The sequence below is a fragment of the Urbifossiella limnaea genome (assembly GCF_007747215.1).
Classification (GTDB): domain Bacteria; phylum Planctomycetota; class Planctomycetia; order Gemmatales; family Gemmataceae; genus Urbifossiella; species Urbifossiella limnaea.
Genome location: NZ_CP036273.1, coordinates 7,415,821 through 7,431,367, shown reverse-complemented (window position 1 = coordinate 7,431,367; position 15,547 = coordinate 7,415,821). Strand labels below are relative to the sequence as shown.

Here is a 15,547-nt window from a genome sequence, read left to right as displayed (position 1 = left end):
TCGTCATTCGTCATTCGTCATTTCCGAAGTCATTTCAACACGCCCCGAATCACTTCGCCGTGCACGTCGGTCAGCCGCATGTCGCGGCCGCCGAACCGGTGCGTCAGCTTCGTGTGGTCGAAGCCCAGCAGGTGCAACAGCGTCGCGTGGATGTCGTGGACCTGCACCTTGTCCTGCACCGCGTGGTAGCCGAACTCGTCGGTCGCGCCGAACGCGGTGCCGCCCTTCGCGCCGCCGCCGGCCAGCCACATCGTAAACCCGAACGGGTTGTGGTCGCGGCCGTCGGAGCCCTGCGCGACGGGCGTGCGGCCGAACTCGCCGCCCCACAGCACCAGCGTCCGGTCGAGCAGGCCGCGCCGCTTCAGGTCCGTCAGCAGCCCGGCGATCGGCTTGTCCACCGCCTTCGCGTTGGCCTCGTGCCCGGCCTTCAGGCTGCCGTGCTGGTCCCAGCGGTCGAAGCCAAGGGTCTGGCACAACAGTTCCGTGAACCGCACGCCGCGCTCGACGAGCCGGCGAGCGAGCAGGCACTGCCGGCCGAACACCTCGGTCTTCGGGTCGTCGAGGCCGTACAGCTTCTTCGTCTCGTCCGTCTCGCGGCTCAGGTCGGCGAGCTCGGGCACGGCCGTCTGCATGCGGAACGCCAGCTCGTAGTTGGCGATGGCGGCCTCGACGGCGTCGGCGTTGCCGAACCGCTCGCGGCTGCGGGCGTCGAGGGTGCGGATGAGGTCGCGCTGGGCGGCCCGGCTGCGCGGGCTGGCGCCGCCCGGCGGCGTCAGGTCGGCGACCGGCTGCGACCCGTGGCGGAACAGCGAGCCCTGGTACGACGCCGGGAGGAAGCCGCTGCCGAAGCAGTCCACGCCGCCGGGCGGGATCATGCCGCTGCCGAGGACGACGAACCCCGGCAGGTCGCGGCACTCGCTGCCGAGGCCGTAGGTCACCCAGCTGCCGACGCTCGGCCGCCCCTGGAGGCCGCTGCCGCTGTGGATGAAGTAGTTGGCGTTCGTGTGCTCGGAGAAGTTCGACGTGACGGAGCGGATCACCGCCAGGTCGTCGGCGCACGCCCCGACGTGCGGGAACAGGTCGCTCACCGGCAGGCCGCTCCGGCCGTATTGCTTGAACTTCCACGGGCTCATCAGGGTGGCGCCGACGTTGTTGAACTGCGTCGGCTCGACCCGCGCCGGGAAGGGGCGGCCGTGGTACTTCTCCAGCGCCGGCTTGGGGTCGAACGTGTCCACCTGCGACGGGCCGCCGTCCATGAACAGGAAGATAACGCTGGTGGCCTTGGGGTCGAAGTGCGGCTTCTTCGGCGCGAACGGGTCGGGCGCGCGCCCCGAGCCGGGGGCGTTAGCCCCCGGAGTCTGCGCCCGCGCCTCGTCGTCGGCGAGCATCGTGGCCAGGGCGGCGCCGCCGAACCCGTTGGCGGATCGGACGAGGAGGTCGCGGCGGGTGAGTGGTCGGGTGGACCGGCGGCAGGGGAAGTCGTGCATTCGGAGGTGCCGGTGCGGGAGGCGGGATACGTTCTGTTATACCCGCCCCGCGGCCCGGGGTGAAGCGCTACGGCGTGCCGAGGAGGTCGTCCCACCCGGCGGCGTCGAGGAGGCGCTCGGCGATCCGTTCGAGCCGTTCGCGGTCCGCGATGGCGTCCAGGGCGGCCGGGGGTGGGGTGCCGAACTTCTTGGTGCCGAGCCGGGCGAGGATGCCGCGGGCCTCGGCGACTCGGCCCGTGGCTTCCCCCACCGCCTTCCCCCGCGCCTCGCCGCGCGCCTCGCCACGCTTCAAGATCAGCTGGTACGTCGTCGAGTCTTCCAGCGTCATGCTCAGCCTCTCGTAGATGGCCTCGACCCGTGCCTCATCATACCGCATGCCGCACAGGATGAAACTCGAACCGAACAGCGCCTTCGCCAGGTGCGGCGGCACGTCGGGCTCGGTGAGCCGGTCGCGGAACCGCTCGACCGCCGCCTCCAGATTCCCGGCGGCCTCGTTCGTCAGTACGGCCAGCGGCGCCAGGCCGGGGCCGGCGGCGAGAAACGACGCCACCGACTCCTGCCAGACGCGGACGACGGTGTAGCGGAACGTCAGGTACGGCCGGCCGTCGGCCCCCGGCACGTCCAGCACCCCCGTCAGGTCGGTGGCGGTGGCCTTCGGCCGCAGCAGCACCAGTACGGAGTGAACGGGCAGGCCGACGGCCCCGAGCGCGGCGACGCTGTACCGCAGCAACTCGGTCGGGATGCCGAGGCGACCGGTCGATTCGAGTTCGAGGTGGAGGACGAACGGCGGGTCGGCGCGGACGCGGAACAGCCGGTCAGCCTGGAGGGTGGCCGACAGGTCGGTGTCGAGCGGCTCGGCCGGGCCGACCGGCAGCCCGGCGCGGGCGGCGAGGTACGCCGTCCACTCGCCGAGGTGGCCGACGATCAACGTCTTCAGAATGGTGTCGAACGGCTTGGACACGCCAGACACCTTAGCCGCCCTGTGAGGCACGGTCAAACGGCTCGTTGCGCCCGGGTTGCGCAACGCTGCTTGCGTTCCGGCCCGCCGTCCCGATAATCTCCCACGCCCGGCGGCGAACCCCCCTTCGCCCACCGGTCGGAGGCCACCCGGCGGTGACCATCACCTGCACCCGCTGTCGGCGAACGCTGTCCACCGCCGACCCCGGCGGCCCGCCCGCGTTCTGCATGTACTGCGGCCAGAAGCTCTCCGCCGGCCCCGCCGACCCCAACACGCCCGTCCCCGCCGGCATGGTCACCGGCTCGTTCGTGCCGTTCTCCGACACCGGCGAGCCCGCCCCCGAGCCGCCCCCGGCCGTCGTCGGCGGCTACCACCTCCGCCGCTTCCTCGGCGCCGGCGGCATGGGCACCGTCTACGAGGCCGAGGCGCCCGACACCGGCGCCCGCGTCGCCGTCAAGCTCCTGTCCGGCCGCCTCGCCGCCAACCCCGGCTCCGTCGACCGCTTCCGCCAGGAGGGCCGCCTCGCCAGCCAGCTGGCCCACCCGCGCTGCGTGTTCGTCCTCGCCGCCGACACCGACGCGGGGCGGCCGTACATCGTCATGGAGCTGATGCCCGGCCGCACCCTCAAGGACGTGGTGGACGAGCGCGGCCCCGTCCCGCCGGACCAGGCCGTCGCCCACATCCTCGACGTGGTCGAAGGGCTCGCCGAGGCGCACCGCCTCGGCGTGCTCCACCGCGACGTGAAGCCGTCGAACTGCTTCCTCGCCGCCGACGGCCGGGTGAAGGTCGGCGACTTCGGCCTGTCGAAGTCGCTCGTCGGCTCCTCCGACCGCCAGCTCACGCAGAGCGGCGCGTTCCTCGGCACGGTGCTGTTCGCGTCGCCGGAGCAGCTGCGCGGCGACCCGCTCGACTACGGCTCGGACGTGTACTCGGTGTGCGCCACGCTGTACTACCTGCTGTGCGGCGAGGCGCCGTACCACCACGAGAGCATCACCGCGGCGCTGGCCAAGGCCGTGACCGAGCCCGCCGTGTCGATCCGCGACCGCTGCCCGGCCGTGAGCGCGGCGCTCGACCGCGTGGTGATGAAGGGGCTGGAGCGCGACCCGGGCCGCCGCTGGGGGTCGTTGGAGGAACTGCGCGAGGCTCTGATCGACCTGGTGCCCGCGCGGCAGACGCCGGCCCGGCCGCGGGCGCTGATCGGCGCCTTCCTCCTCGACGCCATCCTGCTGACACTCCTGGTGACGCTGCCGGTCGAAATCCTGCGGAAGCTGATCGGCTGGGGCCACGTCGCGCTGGCCGGCGTGCCGATCGACCCGGTCGAGGACGCGGTGACGCTGGCGTACTTCGCCACGCTCGAAGGCCTGTTCGGCCGCACACTCGGGAAGGCGCTGCTGGGCCTGCGCGTGAGCCGCGTCGGCGCCACGGGGCCGCCCGGCCTCGGCCGGGCGTGGCTCCGCGCCGGCACGTTCGGGGCGATGATGCTGGCGCTGATGTACGCCCCGGCGGCCGCGGGGCAGGTGCTCGGCGGGTGGGTCGGGCTCGCCGTGCTTGCCGCGGGGCTGGCCGTGTTCGCGGTGCAGTTGCGCCGCTCGCCCGGCGGCTACCGCGGCGTCCACGACCTGGTCAGCGGCTGCCACGTGACACAGCGGCCGTTCCGCTCGCGGCGGCCGAAGCTGGTGTCGGCCCGGCCGAACCCGCTGGACGCGCTGGTGCCGCCGGACCCGTCGCAGCCGCTGCCGGCGACGCTCGGCGGGTACGCGGTCCGCGGCCGGCTGTGGGCCGACGGCGCCGGCGGCGAGGTGTGGGCCGCGGAAGACCGAGCGCTCGGCCGCCGCGTCGTCATCTGGCTGACGCCGACCGCCGTGGTGGGAACGGACCCGGCGCGGCCGACGCGCCTGCGCCGCCTCGGCAGCGGTCGCGTGGCGTGGGCCGGCGCCGACTGCGCGTGGACGGCGTTCGCCGCCCCGGTCGGGGCGCCGCTGGCCGACACGATTCACCCGCGGCGCCCGTTGCCGTGGGCCGACGCGCGGTTCCTGCTGGAACAGCTGGTGGACGAGTTCCGCGCCGCCGCCGCCGACGGCACCACGCCGCCGCGGCTGGGGCTGGATCAGGTGTGGGTGGAGCCGAACGGCCGCGTTCAGCTGCTGGACTTTCCCGGCGGCCCGGTGACGGCCGCGGCCGGGGGGGCACCGTTCGCGCTGCTGCGGGCCGTGGCCGGGCTGACGCTCGAAGGCCGCCCGCGCGACGCCGACGCGGGTGGGGTTCGCGCCCCGGTTCCGCCGCACGCGGTGCCGGTGCTCGACCGCCTGTTCGACCCGCGCGGCTACCGCGCGCTCGACGCCGTTCACGCCGACCTGGCCGCGACGCACGCCCACCCGCCGGAGGTGACGCCGTCGATCCGCGCCGCGCAGCTGACGCTGCAAGCCGCCGTGCTGGCCGGCGGGCTGTTGCTGATGTTCGTGAGCGCGGCCGCGGTCGGCGTGGTGGTGACGGCGCTCGCCGGGCTGCAGGCCGACATCTCCGACCGCACCCTGGCGGCGCTGCGCGACCCGGCGCAGGCGCCGCACCTGGGGCGCATCGACGGGGCGGCGAAGGCGCTGAACGACCCGCGGGCGGCCGGCCGGGTGGAGCGGCTGCGCGACCGCAAGCGCGACGAGGCCGGCGCCCGCCGCGCGGAACTCCTCGGGGTTCAGCGGAAGGCGCTGGACCGGATCGAGGACGTGGTGCTGGACCTGTCGCGGCAGCCGGCGGAGGAGGCCCGCGAGATGGGCGTGGTGCTGGCGTGGGCCGCCGCCCCCGAGAAGGCCGGCCGCGGCGACGTGACCTCGCCGTGGGGCTCCGAGGCGGGGCCGGTGTGGGTGCTGCTGGCCGCGGTGCCGCTGGTGTGGGTGCTGACGGCCGGGCTGCTCCGCGGCGGCGTGTCGATGCTGCTGACCGGCATCGCGGTGGTGCGGGCCGACGGCCGGCGGGCGTCGCGGCGGCAGTGCGCGTGGCGGGCGCTGCTGGTGTGGCTGCCGGTGGCGGGGCTGCTCACGGCGTCGGCGTGGGTGCAGGTGTACCACCCGGCGCGGTCGGGGGCGGCGGTGGCGCTGTGGCTGCTGGCGGCGGCGCTCCTGCCGGTGTACGTGGCGGTGGCGCTGAAGTTCCCGACGCGGCCGCCGCAGGACCGCCTCGCCGGAACGTACCTGGTGCCGGCGTGACGATCAGCGGCTTGCGGCGTGGCGCCGCGCCGCACCGACGAGCCGCTCCGCGAGCCACGTCCCCGCGAGCATCCCGCCGACCATCCCGACCGTCATCCCCGCCAGCGCCACCGCCACGGCCCCCGCCAGCGGCGTCACCTCCGCCGCCGCCGCGAGCCGCCCGCCGGCGGCCATGCCGACCAGCATGCCGACGTTCCCGCCGCCGAACATCGCCGCCGCGTGGTCGCCGCCCGGCAACGGCCGCCGGCCGAGCCACAGCATCGCCGCGTTCGCCGCCACCAGCATGCCGAACCACATGCCGGGTTCCGCGCCCGTGCAGCAGCGCGCGCACGCCAGCGGCGCGAACCCGGCGTCGGCGAACCAGCCCGCGAGCATGCCGAGGTTGCCGACGGTGAGCATCCCGAACGCCATGTCCGCGCCGTGCGCCAGCGCCGGCCGCCGCACCCACCACGCCGCCAGCAGCCCGCCGAGCACCACTGCCGCGGCCACCGTGGCACCCGCGACCGCGGGCGTCGCCCCGGTCAGCAGCGCGAACAGCAGCCCCTGCAGCGCCACCGCGGCGCCGTGAACCACGCCGCGGCCCACGCCGCACACGACTTCGCGGTTCCCCCCACAATCCGGCCGCACGCCGACGCGCCCGGCGAACACCACCATCGTGACGCTCGACAGCACCATCAGCAGCACCGCGGCGACGGGGTGGAGCAGCCCCGCGGCCGCGAGCGCGACGCCGACGGCGTTGTACGCGACCGCCGCGGCGAGCCCGCGCCGCACCGCGCGGACGCCGGCCCGGCACAGTTCCACGGCCCACGGCAGCACGCGCAGGTCGCCGTGGTAGAGGGTGGCGTCCGCGGCCGCGACCGCCAGGTCGGTGCCCGACGCCAGCGCGACGCCGGCGTGCGCCGCGGCCAGCGCGGCGGCGTCGTTGATGCCGTCCCCGACCATCAGCGGCCGCCGCCCCGCTGCGGCTAAGGTGTTGATTCGCGCCAGCTTGTCGGCGGGGAGGAGGCCGCCATGCGCCGCGGGAAGGCCGAGCGCGGCGGCGCGGGCGGCGGTGTCGCCGGTGAGCACTTCGACGGGAAGCGCGAGGCGGTCGAAGGCGGCGAGCGCGTCGGCGGCGGAGTCGCGCAGCCGCTCGGCCACCACGGCGACCGCGGCGAGCTCGCCGTCGACCGAAACGGCGACGCGGTGGTGGAATTGGCTTTCATCGTGCGGGGTTAACCACGTCGGACGAAGCCCTTCCCCGCCCTCCCCCGCCACCCACCCCGGCCGCCCGACCCGCAGCGTGCGCGCCACACCGTTCGCCACCACGTCCGCCTCCACGCCGCAGCCCGGCACCGCCGTCAGCCGCTCCACCCGCACCTCCGCCTGCGGCAGCCGCGCGAACGCCGCCGCCACCGGGTGCTTGCTCCGCTCCTCGACGGCCGCCACCCAGCCCAGTAGCTCCGCGCGGGCCTCGCCGGCGCACGCCGTCTCCACGTCCACGAGGGAAAACTGCTCGTCGGTCAGCGTCCCCGTCTTGTCGAGCAGCACGACATCGACCGCCGCCAGCCGCTCGACCGCGTCGCCGGAGCGGACCACGAGCCCGCGCTCGGCCAGCCGGCCCAACACCGTCCACACCACCACCGGCGTCGCCAGCCCGAGCACGCACGGGCACGCCACCAGCAGCACCGACATCGCCCGGAACAGCGCCGCCTCCCACCCCAGCGGCGTGAGGACCGCCCAGTAGCCGAACGTCAGCGCCGCGACCGCCACGACCAGCGGCACGAACGCGGCGCTCAGCCGGTCCGCGCGGTGTTGCAGTGACAACGGGATGTCACGCGCCGCCGCCACCGCCGCGAGCAGGCGGTCCACCTGCCGCGCCGTCCCGGCCGCGGTCGCTTCCACGCGAAACGTGGCGTCGTGCGACGCCACCCCGGCCAGGACGCGGTCGCCGGGCCGCCGCACCACCGCGAACGGCTCGCCGCTCACCGGCGCCTCCGACACGTACCCCACGCCGGCGACGACCACGCCGTCCACGGGCACCGTCTCGCCGGGGCTCACCTCCACCACGTCGCCGGGAAGCACGTCCGCGGCCGGCACCGCGCGCGACCGGCCGGCGGCGTCCACGACGCGCGCCGTCGCCAGCTGCCCGGCCCAGGCGTGCGCCCCGGCCAGCGCCGCGGCGCGGGCGCGGGCGCCGACCAGCTTCCCGAGCGTCCACACCACCAGCAGGATCGACACCACCTCGAAGTACACCGCCCCGCGGCCGGTGACGTGCGCCTGCACCGACGCCGCGGTCGCGCCCAGCCCGGTGACGACGAACAGCGCCTCCAGCGTGACCCGGCCGTGCCGCAGTTCCGCCCACGCGGCGCGGACCAGCGGCCCGCCGAGCAGCGCGAACACGACCGCGGTGGCGCCGAGCATCAGCGACTGCACGACGCGGCGGACGTCGGCGGGAACGTCGTCGTGGAGGTTGAGCGCCAGCCCGAAGATCATCGACTGCCCGACGACGAGCAGCGCCGCGGCCAGGCGCATCCCCAGCGCCATCCCCGGGCGCGGCGCGGCGTCGCGCTGGCGGTCGGCCTCGCCGAGGCTGAGGCAGCCGTAGCAGCAGTACGCGGCGGCGGCGCGGCCGGGCCACGGCCGGCCGGCGAGGCCCGACCCGCCGACCGGCCCGCCGCAGTGGGAGCAGTGCGACATCGTTCCCGCTAGGTTACGAATGCCCCCGCCGCTCGCGGCGTTGCACGCGCCCCCGGTTCGGCTTGACCCGTTTTCCGGAACCGCCTATGTCCCCAGCCGACCCGGTCGCCCGGCACGTCCCCGTCCTCGCGGACGCGGTCGTCCGCCTCCTCGACCCACAGCCCGGACAGCTGTGGGTCGACGGCACCGCCGGCGGCGGCGGGCACGCGAAGCTGATCGCCGACCGCGTCGGCCCGACCGGCCGCGTGATCGCCCTGGACCAGGACCCGACCATGCTCGCGCGCGCCGCCGTGCGGCTCGCCGGGCTGCCGGTCGAACTCGTCCACGCGAACTTCGACCAGCTCCCGGCCGTGCTGGCGAACCGCGGCCTGACCGCCGTCGACGGCGTCCTCGCGGACCTGGGGTTCGCCTCGGACCAGATGGACGCGGCGGACCGCGGCCTGAGCTTCCGGGCCGACGGGCCGCTCGACATGCGGCTCGACCCGACCGGCGGCCGGCCCGCCGCGGACCTGGTGAACACGCTGTCCGAGGCCGGCCTCGCCGACCTGTTCTTCGAACTCGGCGAGGAGCGGCACAGCCGCCGGGTGGCGCGGAAGATCGTCGAGCGGCGCGCCACGAAGCCGTTCGCCACGACCGCCGACCTGGCCGACGTGGTGCGGCGGTGCGTGCCGCGCAGCGGCGGCATCGACCCCGCCACGCGGGTGTTCCAGGCGCTGCGGCTCGCCGTGAACGACGAGCTCGGCGCGCTCGACCGGCTCCTCGCGGCGCTGCCCGCGGTGGTGAAGCCGGGCGGCCGGGCGGGGATCATCAGCTTCCACTCGCTGGAGGACCGGCGGGTGAAGCAGGCGTTCCGGACGCCGGGCGTGTGGAGCCCGGTGACGCGGAAGCCGGTCGAGGCGGACGCCGAGGAACTGGCCCGCAACCCGCGGTCGCGCAGCGCCAAGCTGCGGGTCGCGGCGCGGGAGCCGACCCAACCCTGAAGACGAGGGGCACGGATGGACCCGATCGCGGTTGACCTGCCCGCCGCGGCGAAGCCGGCGGCCCCGAAGCCGGCGGCCCCGAAGCCCGAAGCGAAGCCCGAGGCGAAGGCCGACGCGGCCGCGCCGTTCGGCCTGCTCGGCTGGGTGAAGTCGTTCACGAAGAAGCAGGCGATCGGCGCCGCGGTCGCGGGGCTGAGCCTGTGCGCCGGCGTCGCGGTGGTGAAGTACGGCGCCCCCGTCGCGCCCGACCGGCCGACCGAGAAGCTGACCACGCCGGAGACGGCGAAGGCGACGCCCACGCCGGAGACGGCGAAGGCGAAGGCCGAGCCGCCGGCGGTGCCGTTCGGCCCGCCGGGCGTGCCGGCGCAGACCCAGCAACTCCCCGCGGCGGTGCCGCTCCTGCCGGTCGAGTCCGGCCGCGGCCCGGCGCCGGTCGTCCCGCCGACGCCCGCGGCCGCGGTGCCGCTGCCGGCCGCGCCGCAGCTGTACCCGGCGGCGCCGCAGGTGCCCGCGGTGCCGGCCGCGCTGCCGCCCTACCCGCCGCGCGTGACGCAAGACGTGCCGCAGTTGCCGTCGCCGCCACTCGTGACGCCCGCCGAGTTCACCGCCCCCGGGGCGGCGCGCACCACGCCGGTGGTGCCGGCAGCCCCGCCGCTGCCGCCGGCCGTCGTTCCGGTCGCCGGCATCGATCCGAAGTCGTTCCCGACGGCACCGCAGGGTCCGGCCGCGCCGCCCGCCGTCACGAAGGTGGAACTGCCGCCGCTGCCGTCGGCCCCGGCCGCGCCGGTCGGGCTCCCCGCGGCGCCGTCGGTGGTGCCGCCCACGACGCCGGCTCTTGTGCCGACGGCGCCGCCGCTGCCGAGCGCCCCGCCGCTGACGCCGACGGTGCCGAGCGCCCCGCCGCTGACGCCGACGGTGCCGAACGCGCCGCCGCTGACGCCGACGGTGCCGAGCGCGCCCCCGCTCACGCCGTCCCTTCCGACTGCGCCGCCGCTGACGCCGACGGTGCCGAACGCGCCGCCGCTGACGCCGGCAGTGCCGAACGCGCCGGTGTCCGGCGCGCCAGTCACGCCGACGCCGCTCGTGCCGGCGCCCACCCTCACGCCCACGCCACCAGCTGCGGTTCCGAACCTGACGCCGACGCCGAACCTCACGCCGGCGCCCGCGGCGCTGCCGCCGACGGTGACGCCCGCGGCCGGGGTGCGGTCGCCGGCAATCACCGACCGGGCGCCGCAGACCACGTTCGACGTGGACCTGCACGAGCCGAAGGCGGGCGACAGTTACGAGTCGATCAGCAAGGCGTTCTACAACGACGCCCGGTACGCGGGGGCGCTGGCGGCGTTCAACCGCAACCGGCCGCTGACCGGCGGCCAGGCGGTGGAGGTGCCGCCGGTCCACGTGCTGCGGCAGCGGCACGGGCAGCTCGTCGGCACGACCGGCGGGTTCCAGCCGCCGACCGCGACCGACCCGGCGCCGGCGTTCCGCGCCGGCGGCACGAAGCGGTTCGTGGTGCCGGCGGGCGGGATGTCGCTGGACGCGGTAGCGCAGCAGACGCTCGGCTCGCGGGCGCGGTGGCGGGAGATTTACGACCTGAACGGCGGCGTGACGCCGGAGATGGTTCCCGCGGGCACGACGCTGGCGCTGCCGCCGGACGCGACGGTGCGGTGACGGCGGAGGCGGTCGTGGTGCCGGCGTAACCCGTTGCTCCGACGTGGCTTCCGCCTGCCTGTCGTCCCAGCGATAATTTGTGTATTTGACTCAATGCGTGCCTCGACCCCCCGGGGGGGTCGCGTGCACACAATGAACCCCACCCGAGCGTCGCCCCGCGGCTCAGAACAGCTCGTGGATCGGCTCGGGGTCGTCGAGCACGTTCACCGGCCGGCCGCTCGGGTCCAGCAGCATCAGCTTCGGGTCGATCCCTAACACCTGATAGATCGTGGCGTGGATGTTCGACGGCGTCACCGCCCGGGTGTGCGGCCGCTGACCGAGCCGGTCGGTCGAGCCGACCAGCTGGCCGCCCTTCACGCCGCCGCCGCCCATGAGGCAGAAGAAGGCGTTGCCCCAGTGGTCGCGGCCGGGCGTCCCCTGGCTGCGCGGCGGGCCGCCGTTGCCGCCGTCGTTCATCTTCGGCGTCCGCCCGAACTCGCCGCACAGCACCACCAGCGTCGTGTCCAGCAGCCCGCGGTCGTCCAGGTCCTCGAACAGCGTCGCCACCGCGGCGTCCACCTGCGGCAGCATCCGTTCGTAGCTCGCCTTCAAGTCCCAGTGGTGGTCCCAGCCGCCGGAGTGGACGGTCACGAACGTCGAACCCGCCTCGACGAGTCGGCGCGCCAGGAGGCAGCTCTGGCCGAGGCCGTTGCGGCCGTAGCGGTCGCGGAGGCCGACCGGCTCGCGACCGATGTTGAACGCCGCCCGCGCCGTCGGCCCCATCACGAACTCGAGCGCCTCGCGGTTGAAGCGGTCCATCGCCTGCGCCGTCGCGTTGCGGTCCAGGCTGCGCTGCGCGGTGTCGAAGTGGGCTAGCAGGTCGCGGCGGCTGTCGAGCTTCTCGACGGTGAGGCCGGCGGCGAGGTTGAGGTTGCGGACCTGGTAGTTGGCCGGGCTCGGGTCGCCGGTCAGGAACGGGTCGTGGTGCGTGCCGAGGAAGTTGCCGCCGAAGTAGCCCGGGGCCAGCCCGATGCTCGCGGCGTGCGGCGCCCCGACGTAGGCCGGCATGCCGGGTACGCGCGGCCCGAGTTCGCGGCTGACGATCGAGCCGATGCCGGGGAACTTGCCCGGCGTGTTGGCGCCGCTGACGCCCATGTCCTTCGCCGTGAGCATCCGGTGGCCGCCGGCGAAGTGGTCGCCGGTGTCGTGGTGCAGGCTGCGCACCACGGAGAACTTGTCGGTGATCTTCGCCTGCTTCGGGTAGAGCTCGGTGACGTCGAAGCCGGGCACCCGGGTGCGGATCGGGCGCCAGAGGCCGCGGTACTCCTCCGGGGCGTCGGGCTTCATGTCGTACATGTCCATGTGGCCGGGGCCGCCGTCCAGCCAGATGAGAACGACCGACGTGTTCTTGCGGTCGGACAGCGACGGCTGGGCCTTCGCCTTCATCAGCGCGGGGAGGCCGACCGACGCCATGCCGGCGACGCCGAGTTGGAGGAAGTCGCGGCGGGTGCGGCCGTCGCAGTACGGGCCGGAGCGGCCGAGGTCGAGGCGGAACATGCGGGCTCCGGGGCGGGAAGGGCAGACCGGCGGGTACTGGAAATGTCGCATTCGGACGGGCCGGCGTCAAGCGGCAATGTCGCCGACCCGGCCCTGGCCGGGCTGTCGGATGCCGACGGCCGTCGTCACGCCCCCACCTCGCGCGTCACCGGCATCGACGCGCGGAAGGACAGGTCGCCGATCAGGCACGGGTGCTTGTACTGCTCCGCCGAGCCGCCGGTACTCGCCAGCCGGGCGCGGTCCCACGCCGCCCACGCCCCCGCCGGCAGCAGCGCCGCCCGCACCGGGCCGAGCCGGTTCCCCTCCCGCTTCGACGCGTACTCCACGTTCTCCTCGCCGAGTGCGCGGTCGAGTTCCGCCAGGAACGCCGGCAGCGCCGCGCCCGCGTCCGGCTCCTCCAGGAACAGCGCGTAGTACGGCCGCACGTCGTCCCACACCGGGGCCAGGGTGTACGCCGTCAGCGGCTGGGGCACCCGTGCCGCCGCGGCGTCCACCGCCCGCGTGACGTGGTACTCGCTCAGCTTCTCGCCCGTCAGGTTGGCGAAGCGGTGGCCCTTCCCCAGGAACTCGACCTCGGGCGTCTGGCCGTAGAAGCCGGTGACGCGGACCAGGTCCGAGATGTGGTAGCGATACAGGCCGTACAGCGTCGTCGGCAGGATGTAGTAGCTGCGGCCGAGGAGCAGCTCGTGGGCGCCGAGCACCGTCGGCTGCGGCGAGTCGATCTCGGCTTCCGGCACGAACTCGAAGTAGTGCGACCAGATGTCGAGGACGCCGCTCGCCGTGTGGTTGGCGAACGGGATCGTCATGCGGCCCTCGCTGGCCAGCAGCCCCAGGTCGCGCACCGGCGGCTCGCCGTAGTAGCGCGGCAGCTGCCGCAGGTACGGCCCCATGCTGCCGCCGGTCCACGTGTTGATGATCGTGCCTTCGGTGGGCCACACGTCCATCGGGTACAGCCGGCCCATCTTCGCGGCGACGGCGGCGAGCTCGCGGGCGCGGACGGGGTTCGGCTTCAACCCGCGCGTCAGTTCGGCGCGAATCTCCGGTGACAGGTCGATGTCACTGCGGAGGGTGCCGTTCTGCAAATCCCGCAGCAGGTGGTCCTTCTCGGCGTCGAGGGTGCGGGCGAGTTGCACGAGCGTGCTGGGGTTGGCGGCGGCGTGCTGCGACACGTCGCGGCCGAGGGCGAACCGCAGGGCGACGTAGTAGCGGGCGGTGGCGTCCTTGATCTTGCCGGCCTGGTACGGCACCGCGTACATGCGGCGGATCAGGCGGCGCTGCACCATCGCGGTGTAGCCGCTGAGGTTGCCGCACGGGATGCCGGCCGGGGTGCGGTACTCCTCCGGGTCGCCGCCGAGTTGGATGATCGGCCGCATGGCGATGCGGCGGCCGCGGTGGTCGCGGTACATCCGCACGCCCCACATGTTCCACCCGCGCCGGTACGCCGCGAGGTAGTCGTCGGTCACCGGGATGAGCTTGCGGCTGGCGGTGGTGCCGCTTGTCAGCGCGAACAGGCGCACGGCGCGGTCGGCGAGCAGCGCGTTCAGCTCGCCCTTCTGAACGCGCTCGATGTACGGGGCGACGCGCTCGTACGGCGCGATCGGCACGCTGCGGCGGTAGTCGGCGACGGTGCGGATTTCGGCGAAGCCGTGGTCGCGGCCGAAGCCGGTGCCGGCCTGCTTGCGGAGGATGTGGAACAGCAGCGCCGTCTGCACGGCTTCCGGGTCGTGGCAGGCGGTCTCGAAGTGGCGCAGCTTGCGGCGGACGGGGTAGGTGAGGAGGCGGCCGAGGCGGACGAGCAGGAAGCGCTTCAGCGACATGGAGATTTCCGCCGAATGACCAATGACCAATGACCCACCAATGACCAAGGAAACCCAGCGACGTCTTTCTTGGTCATTGGTGGGTCATTGGAAATTGGTCATTCCCGCGGCGTCAGTCCGCCCCGGCCGGTACGGTCGGCTCCGCGTCGACGCGCGCGAGGTGCCGGTCGAAGAACTCGACCACGCGGCGGTGGTACTCGTCGCCGGCGACGTGCAGCGCCTGGTTGTGCTTCGCCTTCGGCACCACCCACAGCTCCTTCTCGCCCTTCGCCCGCTCGAACAGCGCCCGCGCCATGTCCGGCTTGATGTACGTGTCGCCCTCGCCGTGGATCATCAGCAGCGGCTGCCGCATCCGCCCCACCGCCTTCTCGACGCTCGGGTACGTCACCCCGCGGTTCCGCCCCACCCGCCGCACCCCGGACAGGCCCAGCAGCCCGTAGAACCAGTTCGGCAGCGCCTTTTGCAAGTTGCTGCGGCTGCTGTAAATCTTGACGAACTTCTGCATGTACGGCACGAGCGTCGTGTACGTCGCGTACGCCCCGTCGGTGACGACGCACCGGATGCCGCGGTCGCCGGCGGCGGCCACGAACCCGGTGCTGCCGCCCTTGCTGATGCCGAACAGGCCGATGCCGGCGGGGTCGGCGTCGGGTCGGGCGCGGAGGTACTTCAGGGCCGCGGACAGGTCGGCGGTGTCCTTATCGGTCACCCACTGGAGCGGCTCGTAGGCGGCGTCCTTGTCGCTGTCGCCCTGGTTCCGCGGCTCGTAGGTGAACACGTCGTACCCGGCGGCGACCAGTTGCTCGCAGTACTGCCGACACGCCCACCGGTCGGAGCCGAACTCGAGGCCGAACAGGATGACGCCCTTGCGGGTCGGCGCCGGGGTGCGGACGTAGCAGCCGCGGAGGGTGAGCCCGTCGGCGGCGGGGAACGCCACCGGCTCGGCGGCGTCGGAGGGTTGGCCCTTCGGCACGATGAAGAGCGGCTTCTCCTGGAAGATGCGGACGAGGAGCGGGACGTACTTCCAGCGCAGGTACAGGTACAGCATGGCCAGCCCCAGCCCGACCGCGACGGGCGGGGTGGCGACGACCGCGAGCGTGACCCACAACCAAAAGACCACCTTGGCTTCTCCCGGTGCTTAACTTGCTGTCACTTCGCGGGAGCCTCCTGCTCCACGTTGATGATTGGTGATTGACGATTGATGAATGCCGGACACAGGAACGGT

At 74.3% G+C, this 15,547-nt stretch carries 9 protein-coding genes; 3 read left to right on the top strand and 6 right to left on the bottom strand.

Annotated elements, in window-relative coordinates:
• Positions 1-29 precede the first annotated feature (29 nt).
• Both ETAA1_RS30015 and ETAA1_RS30010 read right to left on the bottom strand, forming a co-directional pair.
• Entirely contained in the window at positions 30-1,487 is a 1,458-nt protein-coding gene (locus ETAA1_RS30015) for a DUF1501 domain-containing protein (protein ID WP_145244288.1), read from the bottom strand.
• 67 nt (positions 1,488-1,554) lie between these two features.
• A complete protein-coding gene (locus ETAA1_RS30010) occupies positions 1,555-2,448 on the bottom strand; it encodes an RpnC/YadD family protein (protein ID WP_145244287.1) in 894 nt (297 codons plus the stop codon).
• Positions 2,449-2,600: 152 nt separating this feature from the next.
• On the opposite strand from ETAA1_RS30010, the gene ETAA1_RS30005 reads away from it, so the two are divergent.
• Positions 2,601-5,645, top strand: coding sequence for a protein kinase domain-containing protein (locus tag ETAA1_RS30005; protein WP_145244286.1), 3,045 nt, complete (start codon positions 2,601-2,603; stop codon positions 5,643-5,645).
• Positions 5,646-5,648: 3 nt separating this feature from the next.
• On the opposite strand, the gene ETAA1_RS30000 is transcribed toward ETAA1_RS30005, so the two are convergent.
• Positions 5,649-8,324, bottom strand: a complete 2,676-nt coding sequence (locus tag ETAA1_RS30000; RefSeq protein ID WP_145244285.1) for a heavy metal translocating P-type ATPase — start codon at positions 8,322-8,324, stop codon at positions 5,649-5,651.
• 86 nt (positions 8,325-8,410) lie between these two features.
• Here ETAA1_RS30000 and rsmH point away from each other — a divergent pair, with 86 nt between their 5' ends.
• Both rsmH and ETAA1_RS29990 read left to right on the top strand, forming a co-directional pair.
• A complete protein-coding gene (rsmH, locus tag ETAA1_RS29995; RefSeq protein WP_145244284.1) occupies positions 8,411-9,304 on the top strand; it encodes a 16S rRNA (cytosine(1402)-N(4))-methyltransferase RsmH in 894 nt (297 codons plus the stop codon).
• Positions 9,305-9,319: 15 nt separating this feature from the next.
• Positions 9,320-10,972, top strand: coding sequence for a hypothetical protein (locus ETAA1_RS29990; protein ID WP_145244283.1), 1,653 nt, complete (start codon positions 9,320-9,322; stop codon positions 10,970-10,972).
• Between the two features lie 162 nt (positions 10,973-11,134).
• Here ETAA1_RS29990 and ETAA1_RS29985 read toward each other — a convergent pair whose 3' ends face one another.
• The 3 genes from ETAA1_RS29985 to ETAA1_RS29975 form a co-directional block, all read right to left on the bottom strand.
• Positions 11,135-12,508 carry a DUF1501 domain-containing protein gene (locus ETAA1_RS29985; RefSeq protein ID WP_145244282.1) on the bottom strand — a complete coding sequence of 458 codons (1,374 nt, stop codon included), beginning with the start codon at positions 12,506-12,508 and terminating at the stop codon, positions 11,135-11,137.
• 125 nt (positions 12,509-12,633) lie between these two features.
• Positions 12,634-14,325: a GH3 auxin-responsive promoter family protein gene (locus ETAA1_RS29980; RefSeq protein ID WP_145244281.1), complete on the bottom strand. Its 1,692-nt coding sequence runs from the start codon at positions 14,323-14,325 to the stop codon at positions 12,634-12,636.
• A gap of 112 nt (positions 14,326-14,437) precedes the next feature.
• Positions 14,438-15,442 (bottom strand): alpha/beta hydrolase, encoded by a 1,005-nt coding sequence (locus tag ETAA1_RS29975; protein WP_145244280.1) that lies wholly within the window; start codon positions 15,440-15,442, stop codon positions 14,438-14,440.
• Positions 15,443-15,547: the final 105 nt, after the last annotated feature.